Source organism: Saccharibacillus qingshengii (assembly GCF_013185195.1).
Classification (GTDB): Bacteria; Bacillota; Bacilli; order Paenibacillales; family Paenibacillaceae; genus Saccharibacillus; species Saccharibacillus qingshengii.
On the sequence record NZ_JAAZWC010000004.1, the window covers coordinates 1 to 14,325 of the forward strand.

13 protein-coding genes and 1 pseudogene are annotated in these 14,325 nt (G+C 52.2%); 12 read left to right on the forward strand and 2 right to left on the reverse strand.

Going from position 1 to position 14,325, the window contains the following annotated elements:
• From HRQ60_RS04915 to HRQ60_RS04950, 9 genes and pseudogenes are all read left to right on the forward strand, one after another.
• A partial coding sequence (locus tag HRQ60_RS04915) for a DNA methyltransferase (RefSeq protein ID WP_172194531.1) occupies positions 1-847 on the forward strand: 847 nt, incomplete at its 5' end.
• Positions 844-1,041 (forward strand): annotated as a pseudogene (locus tag HRQ60_RS23575) (DNA methyltransferase); the annotation flags it as partial. The gene HRQ60_RS04915 and the pseudogene HRQ60_RS23575, both read left to right, overlap by 4 nt.
• A 12-nt stretch (positions 1,042-1,053) precedes the next feature.
• Positions 1,054-1,686 carry a hypothetical protein gene (locus HRQ60_RS04920; protein ID WP_246281128.1) on the forward strand — a complete coding sequence of 211 codons (633 nt, stop codon included), beginning with the start codon at positions 1,054-1,056 and terminating at the stop codon, positions 1,684-1,686.
• 15 nt (positions 1,687-1,701) lie between these two features.
• The gene (locus HRQ60_RS04925) at positions 1,702-4,773 is read left to right on the forward strand and encodes a type III restriction-modification system endonuclease (RefSeq protein ID WP_172194532.1); all 3,072 of its coding nucleotides are present in this window, start codon (positions 1,702-1,704) and stop codon (positions 4,771-4,773) included.
• Between the two features lie 204 nt (positions 4,774-4,977).
• A complete protein-coding gene (locus HRQ60_RS04930; RefSeq protein ID WP_172194533.1) occupies positions 4,978-5,217 on the forward strand; it encodes a hypothetical protein in 240 nt (79 codons plus the stop codon).
• A gap of 143 nt (positions 5,218-5,360) precedes the next feature.
• Positions 5,361-6,425 (forward strand): LLM class flavin-dependent oxidoreductase, encoded by a 1,065-nt coding sequence (locus tag HRQ60_RS04935; protein WP_172194534.1) that lies wholly within the window; start codon positions 5,361-5,363, stop codon positions 6,423-6,425.
• 467 nt (positions 6,426-6,892) lie between these two features.
• Positions 6,893-7,213 carry an ArsR/SmtB family transcription factor gene (locus HRQ60_RS04940; RefSeq protein ID WP_172194724.1) on the forward strand — a complete coding sequence of 107 codons (321 nt, stop codon included), beginning with the start codon at positions 6,893-6,895 and terminating at the stop codon, positions 7,211-7,213.
• 68 nt (positions 7,214-7,281) lie between these two features.
• On the forward strand, positions 7,282-7,788 hold the full coding sequence (locus HRQ60_RS04945) for an SRPBCC domain-containing protein (protein WP_172194535.1): 507 nt from the start codon (positions 7,282-7,284) through the stop codon (positions 7,786-7,788).
• Positions 7,778-8,347 (forward strand): NADPH-dependent FMN reductase, encoded by a 570-nt coding sequence (locus tag HRQ60_RS04950; RefSeq protein WP_343044611.1) that lies wholly within the window; start codon positions 7,778-7,780, stop codon positions 8,345-8,347. The genes HRQ60_RS04945 and HRQ60_RS04950 overlap by 11 nt, the downstream gene beginning before the upstream one ends.
• Positions 8,348-8,446: 99 nt before the next feature.
• Here the strand turns inward: HRQ60_RS04950 and HRQ60_RS04955 are convergent, their stop codons facing one another.
• A complete protein-coding gene (locus HRQ60_RS04955) occupies positions 8,447-8,875 on the reverse strand; it encodes a MarR family winged helix-turn-helix transcriptional regulator (RefSeq protein WP_172194536.1) in 429 nt (142 codons plus the stop codon).
• 120 nt (positions 8,876-8,995) lie between these two features.
• Here HRQ60_RS04955 and HRQ60_RS04960 point away from each other — a divergent pair, with 120 nt between their 5' ends.
• The gene (locus HRQ60_RS04960; RefSeq protein ID WP_172194537.1) at positions 8,996-9,583 is read left to right on the forward strand and encodes an NAD(P)H-dependent oxidoreductase; all 588 of its coding nucleotides are present in this window, start codon (positions 8,996-8,998) and stop codon (positions 9,581-9,583) included.
• 510 nt (positions 9,584-10,093) lie between these two features.
• Here the strand turns inward: HRQ60_RS04960 and HRQ60_RS04965 are convergent.
• Positions 10,094-11,272, reverse strand: a complete 1,179-nt coding sequence (locus HRQ60_RS04965; protein ID WP_172194538.1) for a hypothetical protein — start codon at positions 11,270-11,272, stop codon at positions 10,094-10,096.
• A 173-nt stretch (positions 11,273-11,445) separates the two neighbouring features.
• On the opposite strand from HRQ60_RS04965, the gene HRQ60_RS04970 reads away from it, so the two are divergent.
• Positions 11,446-12,468 carry an SDR family oxidoreductase gene (locus HRQ60_RS04970; protein WP_172194539.1) on the forward strand — a complete coding sequence of 341 codons (1,023 nt, stop codon included), beginning with the start codon at positions 11,446-11,448 and terminating at the stop codon, positions 12,466-12,468.
• A 221-nt stretch (positions 12,469-12,689) separates the two neighbouring features.
• Positions 12,690-14,276: a histidine kinase N-terminal 7TM domain-containing diguanylate cyclase gene (locus HRQ60_RS04975; RefSeq protein WP_172194540.1), complete on the forward strand. Its 1,587-nt coding sequence runs from the start codon at positions 12,690-12,692 to the stop codon at positions 14,274-14,276.
• Positions 14,277-14,325: the final 49 nt, after the last annotated feature.

Sequence of the window (14,325 nt, forward strand, 5' to 3'; positions counted from 1 at the left end):
CTTTATTCTACACGAATCCGGCCATGAGCCCTTTTTGTATTCAGTTCGAGGTGTTGCACTTCATTTTACAATCCGTCACAAAGATAAATTTTCGAAACCAATTAATGAATACTTAGAGGAGTCTGGACAAATAGATGAACAAGGGAACAAGCTGTTTGTTAATCCAGAGTCAAATGGAGGGTTTCATAGTGATTGGCTGACTATGATGTATTCAAGACTAAAAGTTTCAAGAAATCTTTTGCAAAACGATGGAATGATTTTTATCAGTATAGATGATAAAGAAATAGATAATATGAAAAAGATTAGTGATGAAATTTTTGGATCTGAGAACTTCATTTCAGTTTTGGTATGGGAGAAAAAAAAGAAAGGTTCATTTCTTGCCAAAAATATAACTACCATCAAAGAATATATTCTTGTTTATTGTAAAGACAATTCTGACTTTTGTGGCTTGGTAGGGGAAATAAACGAAGAAACTGAAACATATCCTTGTATTAATGCAAATAACAAGAGAGAATTGATAAAAATAACAGCTGGTATTTCTTCAAAATATAAGGAAAAAAATTTTTTCTTAGAAAAAGGCAGCACGATTTCTGATAAGACAATGAATATGTTTTTGCATTCTGATCTTGTTATTGAAGATGGTTTATTAGCAAAAGATTTAATCATAGAAGGTAATTGGAGGTATTCCCAAACCTTAATGAAACAATTTGCACAAAAAAAAGAGCTGTATATAACTCAAGATCTTTACTTAAGAAGAATTGTAAGTGAACCTAGAAATAAAGCATTAAAAGATTTACTTTTTAGAGCGGGAGAAGAAAAAAAACCATCCAAGAGGATTGGAAAATAAATCTTAAAAATTTATTTGATACAGGATGGGGATCCAATGAAGATGCAGATGAAGAACAACGCCTTCTTTTTGGAGTACAAGGTATAGCTAGTTATCCTAAACCCACAAAATTAATTATGAAGCTTCTTGCCTCCATTAGGCATGAGAACGCCTTAGTATTAGACTTCTTCTCGGGCTCTTCCACAACTGCTGAAGCGGTGATGAAGTTGAATGCTCTTGATGGTGGGAATCGGAAATTTATTATGGTTCAAATACCTGAAGATCTTAACCAAACTAAAATTGAAGTTGATCCTGTTACTAGAAAAACAATAGAAAATACCATAGAATTTCTTACTTCTATTGGCAAAAAAACCTATATAAGTGAAATCGGCAAAGAACGCATCCGTCGGGCAGCCAAAAAGATCCAAAACGAAACCGGCGCCGATATCGACTATGGATTCCGCGTCTATCGTACCGATTCCAGCAACATGAAAGACATCTACTACACGCCGGATAAGCTTGGGCAGGTGGATCTCCTCGATCTCGCCGACAACATCAAAGAAGACCGTACCAGCGAAGACCTGCTGATCCAGGTCATGTTGGAAAAAGGACTCTCGCTCTCGCTGCCGATGGAAGCGAAGCGGGTCGACGGCTGCACCGTGCATTATGTGGCTGGCAACTCGCTGATCGCCTGCTTTGACGCAGATATCCCGGGATTGCTTCTTCGTCGAATCGCGGAAGAGGACAAGCCGCTCCGCTTTGTATGCCGGGATGCTTCATTTGCCGACGACTCGGCTCGTATCAACGTGGAAGAAATGTTCAAACTGCTCTCCCCGATTACCGACATTCAGGTCTTGTAGAAGGGAGATGCGAAGATGAAAATCAAATTCAAACACCAACAGTTCCAACTTGATGCCGTGCAGCGGATCGTCGACGTGTTTGCTGGTCAGCCCAACGAGGCTTCCCGCTTCACGCTGGACAAAGGCCGCCGTCAAACGGTGGAGTATGCGGGCGACCTCTATCAGCAACGTGTCGGGACCGCCGTCATGGATGCCGAATATGGATTCAAAAATAATACGATCCGGATTCCGGACAACGACGTCTTTTCCAATATCCAATCGCTTCAGCGCCTGAACGGTCTTCCGGTCTCCGACAAACTCGCCGGTCGCTACAATCTGACCGTCGAGATGGAGACCGGTACGGGCAAGACCTACACGTATATCCGTACGATGTTCGAGCTGCACAAAGCGTATGGATGGAGCAAATTCATTGTCGTCGTGCCTTCTATTGCGATCCGCGAAGGCGTGCTGAAGAGTTTTCAGATGATGGAAGAGCATTTTATGGCCGAATATGGTATCAAGACTCGTCATTTTGTTTATAATTCCAAGGATCTTAATAAAGTGGATCAGTTCGCGGCGGACGGCGGCATCAATGTGATGATTATCAATTCGCAGGCGTTTGCGGCCCGCGGCCAGGATGCGCGGCGCATCTATATGGAGCTGGACGACTTCGCTTCTCGCCGCCCGATCGACGTAATCGCTAGCACGAATCCGATCATGATCATTGACGAGCCGCAGTCCGTGGAGGGAGCCAAGACCAAGGAATCGCTGCAGGCGTTCAAGCCGCTTTTTACGCTGCGCTATTCGGCCACGCATAAGGAAGACTACAACAAAGTCTATCGCCTTGATGCGTTGGATGCTTATAACATGAAGTTGGTCAAAAAGATTAACGTCAAAGGGATCTCGGTTACGGGCAATGTCGGTACCGAAGGCTACCTTTACTTGCAGTCGATCGAAATCAGCGCCAAAAAACCTCCGGTCGCCCGTCTGGAATTCGAAAGCATCAGCGGATCGGGAGTCAAGCGGAGCACGCATGTCGTTAACGAAGGCTATAGTCTTTACGATCACTCCGGACGAATGGAACAGTATCGGGGCTGCAGAGTCGCTCAAATTAACGGCCAGAATAATACAGTCACGTTTACGAATTCGATTAAGCCTCTTCGAGCGGGGGAAGTATGGGGGGATGTCAACGAACTCCATTTCCGCCGAATTCAGATTCGCGAGACGATCCAATCGCATTTTAAGAAGGAGCGTTCGTTGTTCCAAAAAGGCATCAAAGTGCTATCCTTGTTCTTTATCGACGAAGTCGCGAAGTACAGGCAGTACGGCGAGAATAACGAAGAATTGCGCGGAATCTATGCCGAGATGTTTGAGGAAGAATATACGATTTTGTTGAACGAGCAACTTTCGCTGTTTGCCGACGATCCCTATGTACACTATTTGAACGGAATTGAAGCCGCCCAGACGCATAAAGGCTATTTCTCTATCGATAAAAAAAGCAAACGCTTCGTCGATCCCAAAGTGACTGGGCGTAATGCTGAATCGGGTTCAGACGACGTCGATGCTTACGATCTGATCATGAAGCAAAAAGAACGCCTGCTCAGTTTTGACGAGCCGACACGCTTTATTTTCTCTCATTCGGCGCTCAAGGAAGGTTGGGACAATCCGAACGTCTTCCAGATCTGCACATTGAAGCATAGCGATTCAACGATGAAAAAAAGACAAGAGGTCGGACGGGGTCTGCGTCTATGTGTGAACCAGAACGGCGAGCGAATCGATGCGGATTTTCTGGATGAGGACGTGCATAAGATCAATAGGCTCACCGTGATCGCAAGTGAATCGTATGAGCTTTTTGCCAAAGAACTGCAGCGCGAGATCGCCGACACGCTCAAGGATCGTCCGAAAAAAGCCGATCATGCGTTCTTCCTAGGCCGGATGTTGACGGATGGACAGGGCGGCAAGCTCCAACTGGATGATGCTCAAGCCAAGAAGCTGCTGTTTGCGCTAATTAAGGCAGATTACGTGGACCCTGAATTTGCCCTGACGGATACGTACACAACCGCGTTCGAGCAGGGAACCGTACAACTGCCGCCGGAACTTGAGCCTTATCGAACGTCCATATTAGAGCTGCTGCAATCTGTCTATAGCTCGGGACAAGCGGATATATCCAGCAATGAACGGGACAATAACGTCACGATCCAACAGACGAATGAAAACTTCAATAGACAGGAATTTCAGGCACTGTGGAACAAAATCAACCGTAAATCGATCTATACCGTGGAATTCGACTCCAATGAGCTTATTCGTAACAGTATTCGTAAATTGGAGACCGATCTTCGGGTGCCTCATCTGCGTTATACCGTCGCTTACGGAGAGCTCGGGGAGATTAAGTCTCAGGAACAACTACTTGCGGGCGAAGCGTTCGAGCTGCGGGAGAAAAGCAATCATACGGAAAAGGCGGTCGTCAGCTATTCCATCAAATATGATCTGGTCGGGAAACTGATGGACGAGACGCAACTGACCCGCCGCACGATTATTGCGATTTTGTCGGGGATCAAAGAGGCGACGTTCCTCCAATTTCGCACCAATCCGGAAGAGTTTATTCTGCGTGCGGGGAAACTGATCAACGAGGAGAAAGCGGCGGCGGTTATCCAGTCGATTACGTACGATGCGATTAACGAGACGTTCGACAGCGCCATTTTCACGGCCAACAACCTGAATGGCAAATTGGGAGAAAACGCATTTGAGATGGACAAGCACATTTACGACTACCTTTTAACCGATTCGCGTATCGAGCAAAAGTTCGCGAAGGAGTTGGATGCGCATAACGAAGTGCTTGTCTATGCCAAACTGCCACGCGGTTTCCATATTCCGACGCCGGTCGGCAAGTACAACCCCGACTGGGCGATCGTATTTAAGGAAGGCAGCGTAAAGCATATCTATTTCGTAGCGGAGACAAAGGGTTCCATGAGTTCTATGGATCTGCGGGGTGTGGAGAATGCGAAAATCGAATGCGCACGCAGGCACTTTGCCAGTCTGGATACGGCGGAATTGAAGTACGATGTAGTCAACAGCTATGAGAAACTGTTGGAAATCGTGAACGGATAGTCGCAAATTTAAATACCCTTTATTTCCGGAATTCCAAAAGCCAGTAGAACAAAAAAGTAAGCCGTACCTCAATGTGGAGGGCGGCTTTTTGTATTTCCTACTCAAGCGATGATGGAACATATATTTCGCATAAATAAATTTAGTATAAAGAGAAGGAGATTTCGGGTTACATAATAAGTATCAACTGGAAAAGGAGTGGGGAGTATGCCGATTTATTCGTTTCTAGTCCTGTTGACCGGCATCGCTTTGATGGGATTGGGTGCTTTCTATCTGAAAAAGGGAACGCTGCCCGCGGTTGAGCCTTATCGAAAAAATGAACACGGAGAACGAAGCGCCGACGGTTCGCGGGAGAAGGCAGCCAATCTGGCGGCAGGTGCCGCTTTTATGATTGCAGGTCTTATTTTGATTCTCTTTTTCACGACGGTCTCGTCCCTATTTTCTTAATTTCGATTCCTTTTTCAAAACAAGACTTGAAATCTCCGACGAAAAAGCCGATAATGAGTATATAAAATAATTATAGTAACTTACTTTAATAAATATAACTGACCCTGCTCAAATAGTCGGCTTATCGAAAAGGAGATTCAATCATGGAAATCGGCATCAGTACATTTGTGGAAACAACCCCTGCGGACGGCACCGGACCTACGATCAGTCACGCGGAGCGTATTCGCCAAGTGGTGGAAGAAATCGTGCTTGCGGACAAAGTCGGCCTCGACGTGTTCGGCGTGGGCGAGCATCACCGGATCGATTACGCGGCTTCCGCGCCTGCGGTCATTCTGGCCGCTGCAGCCGCCCGGACCGAGAAGATCCGCCTAACCAGCGCGGTAACGGTGCTGTCGTCGGCCGATCCGGTACGCGTGTTCCAGGACTTCTCGACCGTGGATGCGATCTCCAACGGCCGCGCCGAGATCATGGCGGGCCGGGGATCGTTTATCGAGTCGTTCCCGCTGTTCGGTTACGATCTGAACGATTACGACGATCTGTTCGACGAGAAGCTGGAACTGCTGCTCAAGATTCAGGAATCGGAGATTGTCGACTGGAAAGGCGGACACCGGCCGGCGATCAAGAACCGGGGCGTTTATCCGCGTCCGGTGCAGGAGAAACTGCCGATCTGGATCGGCAGCGGCGGCAATCAGGAGTCCGTCGTTCGCGCCGGCCTCTTGAACCTGCCGCTGGTGCTTGCGATTATCGGCGGACGTCCGGCCCAGTTCGCGCCGCTTGTCGACCTGTACAAGCGTGCGGCCCAGCACAGCGGACACGATGCGTCCCTGCTGCCGGTCGCTTCGCATTCGCACGGGTTCGTCGGCGAGACCGACGACGAAGCGGCGGACAAATTCTATCCGTCGATGCGCTACGCGATGACCGTGCTCGGCAAAGAGCGCGGTTGGGCTCCTTATACCCGCCAAGGTTACGATGCTCTGCGCGGACCGGAAGGGGCGCTGTATGTAGGCAGCCCGGAGACCGTAGCGAAGAAGATTATCGACCTGCGCAAAAAGGTCGGGATCACCCGCTTCATGCTGCATACGCCGGTCGGTACGATGGGCAGCCACGACGATGTCCTGCGTTCGGTCGAGCTGCTCGGCACCAAGGTTGCTCCGATCGTCCGCGAAGAGATCGCGGCTTGGGAAGCGGCGGGACAACCCGCAGAATAAAGAAGGAGGCCGCCGTTTCTTCTCAGGCGGCTGATTCCTTCCAAGCCCGCACCTTCCGGTGCGGGCTCAGGCTGTCGTGAAAGTCCTATTCGTTGTAGAAGCTCGTCGGCTGCGGGAAAAATTCGTTCCGGTCGCGTGTTGAAATCGAGAAAAAGGATTGGATTTTAGCGGAATTTTCCCAATTTCAAAGGCGAACACTATCGTTCCTTCACTGAATTTCTCCCTCCTTCTCCTCGCTTCTCTCAGAATCAGACTTTCTCGACACGTTGAGCCCGCACCTTCCGGTGCGGGCTTTTTTCTGCGGTTTTTCGATCAGGCCTGCGATGTATTTTTTCGAATATTCCTTTACAGGAATATTCAACTGGGTTATATTGGGATCAGAACAAGACGGACCATTGAAAGAGGTGATCTTGCGCAGAACGGAAGAGGGCGGAAGAAAGGCCGATTCCGGTCTGCGCAGAAACGATATGGACGAAGGACATACAGAGCTGTTCAGTGCATTGGCGGAACCGAGCCGTATGCGGATCGTGGCGCTGCTGCGCGAAGGACCGCTCAGCGTAGGCGAGATTGCGGATCGTTTGGAACTGCGCCAACCGCAGGCTTCCAAACATCTCAAAGTTCTTCAACAGGCGGGCGTGGTGGAGGTTCAGGCGGAGGCGAACCGGAGGCATTACCGGCTGCGGCCGGAGCCTTTTCGGGAAATGGAAGATTGGCTGGCAGGCTACCGCGAGCTGTGGAGCGACCGCTTCGACCGCTTGGACGAGTACCTGCGGAATATGCCGGATTGACCGGGGCACGGTGGACACCGAACATTCGAAGATTCATCCAAATCAGGCATTTCAGGGAGGGAATCGACATGACAGACGGCATGATCGTAAGAATCGAAGGTCGGGAATTTGTGATGGAACGGGTATTCCAGGCGCCGCGGGACAAAGTATTTGCGGCGTTCACCCAATGTGAACACCTGAAGCATTGGTGGGGACCCCGGGGTTGGGCACTCACCGCCTGTACGCTCGATTTCCGGCCGGAAGGCGTCTGGCATTACTGCATGACGTGCCAAGACAAGAATCAAGGCGACTTTTTCGGGATGGACTCCTGGGGCAAAGGGATTTACCGGGAGATCGATGCGCCGCACTCATTCGTCTATACCGATTATTTCTCCGATGCCGAAGGCAGCATCAATGAAGACCTGCCTCCGTCCGATACCACGCTGGTCTTCGAAGAGTTCGAAGGCGGAACGAAGCTGGTCTCCCGTACCCTGTACGATTCGGAAGAGTCGCTGAAGACGGTTGTCGAGATGGGCATGGAACACGGAATCCGCGAGACTTGGGACCGGCTGGAGGAGTACTTGAGTGAACGGTAAAGGGCAAAGCGAACAGAAATCCATAAAGATCCTGGGTATTTCGGGGAGCCTTCGCGCACAATCAGCCAATTCGAGGATTCTGTCGGCTTTGCAACATTTGCTGCCGCCGCATGTGGAGTATGAAACGTATAGCAAGCTTTCGGATCTGCCGCATTTCAATCCCGATCTGGACGACAGTGGTCTTCCGGTACACGGAGAAGTCGGACAGTGGAGAGCGCACCTCGCTTGGGCGAACGCTATCGTGATCTGTACACCGGAATATGCACGCGGGGTTCCCGGTTCATTGAAAAATGCGCTCGACTGGGTCGTTTCTTCAGGCGAATTTGTCGGTAAGCCGACTGCGGCGATCGGAGCTTCTCCCCATCCGCAGGGCGGCTCTGCGGCACTCGATTCACTGGTCGGGACGCTCGGGATGATGAGCGCCGTCATCCCGGAAGGAGCCGGGCTTTGTATTCCGTTTATCACAAAAAAGTTTGCGGCGGATGGAACTTTGAACGATGCCGAGACCGAAGATACGCTGCGGAAGCTGGCAGCAGTGCTGGTCGAAACCGCAGGCTGAAATTGAAAAGCTTCCGATCACGGATAGCCGGATACCCATCAAAAAGGCGTGACCATACGAAGCGGGATAAGCTTCGCACGGTCACGTCTTTTTTTGTGTTTATTTAAAAACTCTTTTGCGCAGCAGCTCCAGCGCCTGTTCAATCTCTGTCAGCTCCGCTGCCGATAGGCCCGCAATCCGCTGCTCGAACCGCATCTGTTCCTGTCCGAATATGCGGCCCATCAAGGCCTGCCCTTCTTCGGACAAACGGAACATCTGACGCCGGCGGTCGGCTTCGTCCACTCCTTTTTCGCACAAGCCTTTCTCAAGCAGCTTGCGCAGTTCCCGGCTCGTATTGGGCAGTGACAGATTGACGCAGTCCGCGATTTCGCTTGGGGTCACGGGCTGTACGAACATCATATACTCCAGAATTTTGTATTGGACGTGCGTGATATCTTCGTCTTTTACGCCCCGTGTCATCTCGTGCGTCACTTCGTGCACGGCGGATGCGAACGAGACGACTTTTTGAAATAAAGCGCTGTGATCCATACTCTCACCTCTTTTGTCCAACATAACAAAAAAGTTGTATTTAAACAATTATCATTTGACAACTATATGTTCGATATGATACCTTTTGGTTATCAAATGATAACGAAAAGAGGGAATTCGATGAACATGCTTCTGGTCTACGCCCATCCCAACCACAAGAGTCTGAGTTATTCGTTTATGCAGGAGGTGCTTCGCGGCGGAGGAGAGAATCAAGAGGTGCAGGAAGTGCGCGTGCTTGACCTCTACGAAGAAGGATTCAACCCGGTGCTGGTCTTCAACGAAGATAAACGAAGACGCGATATGCACCTGGATCCCGAGCTGGCGCGGCATCGCGAACTGCTGATCTGGGCGGACAAGATCGTGCTGATCTACCCGATCTGGTGGGGCCGTCCTCCGGCGATGATGATGGGCTTTATCGACCGGATGTTCGCTTCGAAGTTTGCCTATCTCGACAAAGGCGGCCTGATGCCGGAAGGACTGCTGAAAGGCAAAACGGCCGTCTGCATCTCCGTCATGAAAGGCCCGACAGGCTACTTGCGCCTGGTGATGGGCAATGCCCACCAGGTTCTGATGCGCAGAGCGCTGTTCGGCTACGTCGGCATCAAAAAAGTGAAGTTCTTCGAATTCGGCGGCATGGAAAAACCCCAGGGCAAGCAGAAGCAGAAGCTGGAGAAAGTGTACCAGTATTTCCGGGCCGTCGCTCAGTAAGTTAATATTCACTATAGGAAACGACATGAAAAAGGACCGGCTTTTGGAGCCGGTCCTTAGGCTGTCGAGAAAGTCCCATTCGTGTGAAAAGCTTGTCGGCTGCGGGAGAAATTCGTTTCGGTCGCGTGTTGAAATCAGGAAAAACGATCAAATTTTAATGGAATTTTCCCGATTAACGGTGCAAGTTCATATCCTGATTTTTGGATGAACTTGCACCACAAAGGCGAACACTATCGTTCCTTTACTGAATTTCTCGCTCCGCCTCCTCGCTTCTCTCGGAATCAGACTTTCTCGACACGTTGAGGACCGGCTCTTGGAGCCGGTCCTTTTATCTTTTTCCCCCTACCCTTTTAGAAAAGGCGCAAAGAGCGCAGGGAAGTTCTGTGTAGAAGCGTCAGCGTTCGCCTTTGAAACCGGGAAGCCCCCTCTTCAACCTCATCCAGGCTTCCCGGTTTCAACAAGCGATCGAAACAGAACCTTCCCGAAGCTCCCCTGGCCTTTGTCTCCTACCTAGAATTTCCCCGGCATCTTCTTCACGACCGCTTCCGACAGATCGTTGCCTGTCATCCACATATGATTGTAGCCGATACGCAGCGCCTGATAAGTCTTGGCATAGTTGGCGTTGTGATACGAATCGATTGCCGTGATGACATGAGCGCCGTGCATGGCGTTGGCCTGGTACGTCATCGTCTTGTCCAGCGGCAGGCGGTTCACCTGGAACGCGGTGATCTTGGCGACGAAATCGCCCAGGTCGGCTTTGGCGGCTTTGCGGCCCGCTTCATTGCCGGCAAGTGTAGCTGCCAGATAGAGCTGGTAATCTTTGATATGGCGGTTCCACTGCTGGTTGAACGTTTTGGAGGCTCCGGCCCCGAACAGGCTGCGGTGGACGGCAGTCAGCGCAGCCGTGTTTTTGTCCAGCGCGGCTTTGGCGTTAGCGTAATCCGGCGCTTTGTCATGGGCTTTCTGAAGCACCAGGATCGACAGGATCGCGTGCTCCCCGAGCCCTTGTCCCATCTGCTGGCGCAGATCAGCGGCGTCCGTCTGGGTCGACGTTCCGTCGAACTTGGCCGGGAACTGCTTGACGACGGCGGTCGCCATCATGGCGCCAATCGTCGAAGTCCGGGCATAGGCGTTATGCGCGGCCGTGTAGGCGGTTCCATACTTGCCCGCGGCGTAGCCGTCGAACGACTGAAGCAGGTATTGTTCATGCACCAGCAGGTTTTGTTCCAGCGTTTTGCGGTCGAGATGCGGATTGAGGTTGCTCAGCACCATGGCCATGGAAGCGGCGTTTTGCTTCAGCCCCGCTGTTGCCTGCTTGCGCGCCTCGTTGTTTTTGGACTTGGTTGCGTCGACGTAATTCATCAGCAGGGCAATATGGTTATCCCAGCCGGTGCGGAACGTTTGGGCGGCGCTTTTGCCGTAGAGATCCGAGATCATCATGACCATCGTATTGGAATTGGCGTTCAGTACGTTCGTCGCTTCGGCGGCGTCCGGTGCCTGATCGAATCTTTTTTGCATGGCGATAATCGTGTAGTAGGCGTGTTCCCCGTGGACTTTGGCCATGGTGGTACGCAGGTCGGCGGCCGGAGTCTGGGTAGTTGGGGCGGGAGCGCCGAGAGCGGCAGCGGGAAGGGCCAGCAGAAACAGACAGAGCATGGAGAGAAGAAGAGGGCGAAGCGGCTTTTTCATAGATGTGTCTCCTTTTCCGTATATTGGACTTCCGTTTATTTTTAAAGAATTTTTTTTCGGTTGAAACACGGGCGCGAGGAAATTTGTATTCCCTTTTCGGGCATGCTATCCTAGAGGCCGTAAAGCGCGGAAAGACGGGCAGGTCCATCTTGATTCCAAATGGAGGCGAACTTATGAAAGCGCTATTTATCGGAGGAACGGGTACGATCAGTAGGGAGATTACGAAGCTGCTGCTTGCGCAGGGGCATGAACTTTATTTGCTCAACCGGGGCAATCGCAACGCGGAGCTGCCGGAAGGGGCGCATCTGCTGCAGGGCGACATCAACGACGAAGCGAAAGTGGCGGAGCTGATTGCCGATCTGGAATTTGACGCGGTCGCGCAGTTTATCGCTTTCGTGCCGGAGCAGGTCGAGCGCGATTACCGGCTGTTCAAAGGCAAGACGAAGCAGTACCTGTTTATCAGCTCGGCGTCCGCCTACCAGTCCCCGCCGGCGGATTACCGGATTACGGAGAGCACGCCGCTTGCGAATCCGTACTGGGAATACTCGCGCAACAAGATTGCCTGCGAAGAGTATCTGATGAAGCAGTACCGCGAAGAAGGCTTCCCGGTGACGATCGTGCGTCCGAGCCATACGTACAGCGAACGCTCCGTACCGGTAGGCGTACATGGGGCCCAAGGTCCGTGGCAGGTGCTGCGGCGTATGCAGGAAGGCAAGCCGGTCCTGGTACACGGAGACGGGACGTCGCTCTGGATCGTCACCCACAGCCGGGACTTTGCCAAAGGTTTCGTCGGGCTGATGGGCAATATCCATGCGATCGGCGACGCGGTGCATATCACATCGGACGAATCGGTCACCTGGAACCAGATCCACGACATTGTAGCCTCTGCGCTTGGCGTGAAACCGAATCTGCTGCATGTACCGTCCGAGTTCCTGGACGCCTGCAGCGGCGAAGACTATCGAGGCAGCCTGCTCGGCGACAAAGCCAACACGGTTGTCTTCGACAACTCGAAGCTCAAGCGCCTCGTACCGGAATTTGTCGCGACGACACGGGCGGATCAGGGACTGCGCGAAGCGGTGGAATATATGCTGGCGCATGCCGATACGCAGCAGGAAGACCCGGAATTCGATGCCTGGAGCGACAAAGTGGCGGCGGCGCTGGAACGGGCGATCCACGAGGTGAAAGGGGACCGATAGTCCTGAAAAAGCGCTCCGCGTCTGCCGCGGAGCGCTTTTTTGATGCCGGATTTCCCGGATGCCTCGTATCCCGAATGATTCCCGATACCTAATTATTGTTTGGGAACCGGAAGCTAAACTGCTATATACTAGAGAAAATGTGGGTAAGAGATAGAGCAAGCACTTGTGTGCGCATAGGTGCCTTTTCGTGTTTGATATTAATCTAAATGGAGCGGATGAAAATGGCGCAGCAGTTGCTCGTATACGTGTCGGTCATTCTGATGGGAGGAACGCTGAGCCTTTTTCTTGCGGTTTATGCGCTGCTTCGTTTCCGCAATGCACCGGGAGGCCGGTATTATGTTCTGGCGGCGCTGATGGCATCTCTTCTGGCCTATGGATATGCTTTTGAACTCACGAGTGCGGATCTTGAGCAGATCAAGTTCTGGATCGGGATCGAATATTTCTCTCTGCCGTTCCTGCCTGTCTTTACTCTGCTGATGTGTCTGGAATATGCGGGTATTGTACCGGGTCCGTGGAAAAGGCGGGCTTTGTTCGTGATCCCCGCGATCACCTTCGTACTTCAGCATACAAACGACTGGCATCATCTGTATTACGCTTCGATCGGGCTCCAGCCGAACCTGGATTTCCCGATCGTCAAGCTGACGGCCGGTCCCTGGTATGTCGTGCATACGCTGTTTCTCTACGGCTGTCTGGCTTTTTCGATCACCGTTTTGCTGCTGCAGATCCGCAAGGCCCGCCACCGGTTCCGGATGCAGATGCTGGCCATGGCGGCCGGGGTGCTGGTGCCTGTCGCCGGCAACCTCTACTATCTGGCCGGGCTGAGTCCGTACGGGATTGATCTGGGTCCTGTGTTTATCAGCGTTTCGTTTATTTTTCACAGTATGGCCGTGTTCCGCTTCCGTATGTTCAACGTGGCCCCGATCGCCCGGGATATCGTGTTCGAGAGTATGGGCGACGGGGTGTTGGTGCTCAACGAGCAGGATATGGTCGTCGACTACAACCGGGCGATGCTGCCGTTCGTGCCCGAACTCGCCCGGCGCAGTATCGGCCGGTTCGCGCATGAAGTGCTGGAGAGCCGTCCGGAGATTGCCGCGTGTATCCGGGCCGGCCGGGAGAGCGATCTGCTGCTGGAATCCGGAGCCGAGGCGCCGGTCTATGTACATGTCCGCTTTTCTCCGATTCGGGGGCGCTCAGGCTGCCGATCGGGCAGTATCGTGACCTTTGTCGACATTACGGAAAGGATCGCCATGGAACAAGAACTCAAGCGCCTGGCGAGCACGGACGGTCTGACGGGCTTGTTCAACAAAAGCACGCTGATCGAACGTTCCGAATGTGTAATCGGCAGGGCGCCCGCGCACGGTGCGGGTGTCTCGGTCGTGATGTTCGACGTCGATCATTTCAAGAAAGTGAATGATACCTTCGGGCACGAGGCGGGAGACCGGGTGCTTGGCGAAGTGGCGAACGTCATCCGCGCGGTTCTGGGCGAACAGGGAATTGCCGGACGCTACGGCGGGGACGAGTTCGTACTTTGTCTGCCGGACACGGGCCCGGACGAAGCCGCACTCTGCGCGGAGCGGATCCGAGCCGGGATCGAGATGCTGGAGATCCCTATGGAAGGTCGGCTGATTCACGTGACGTCGAGCTTCGGCGCTTCGCATATGCGGCCTTCGTCCGGCAGCGGAGCGTCGGATATGCAGATCTTGATGCGACGTGCGGATCAGGCTCTCTACCGGGCCAAAAAGCTCGGGCGCAACCGGGTCGCTCTGGATGCGGCGGACGGAACGGCCGAATCCCGCGAAGCCACCTGACGAAGAAGAGGGAAGCTGCGTTACTTTGAGGTTTTTTGAACGGACAGAC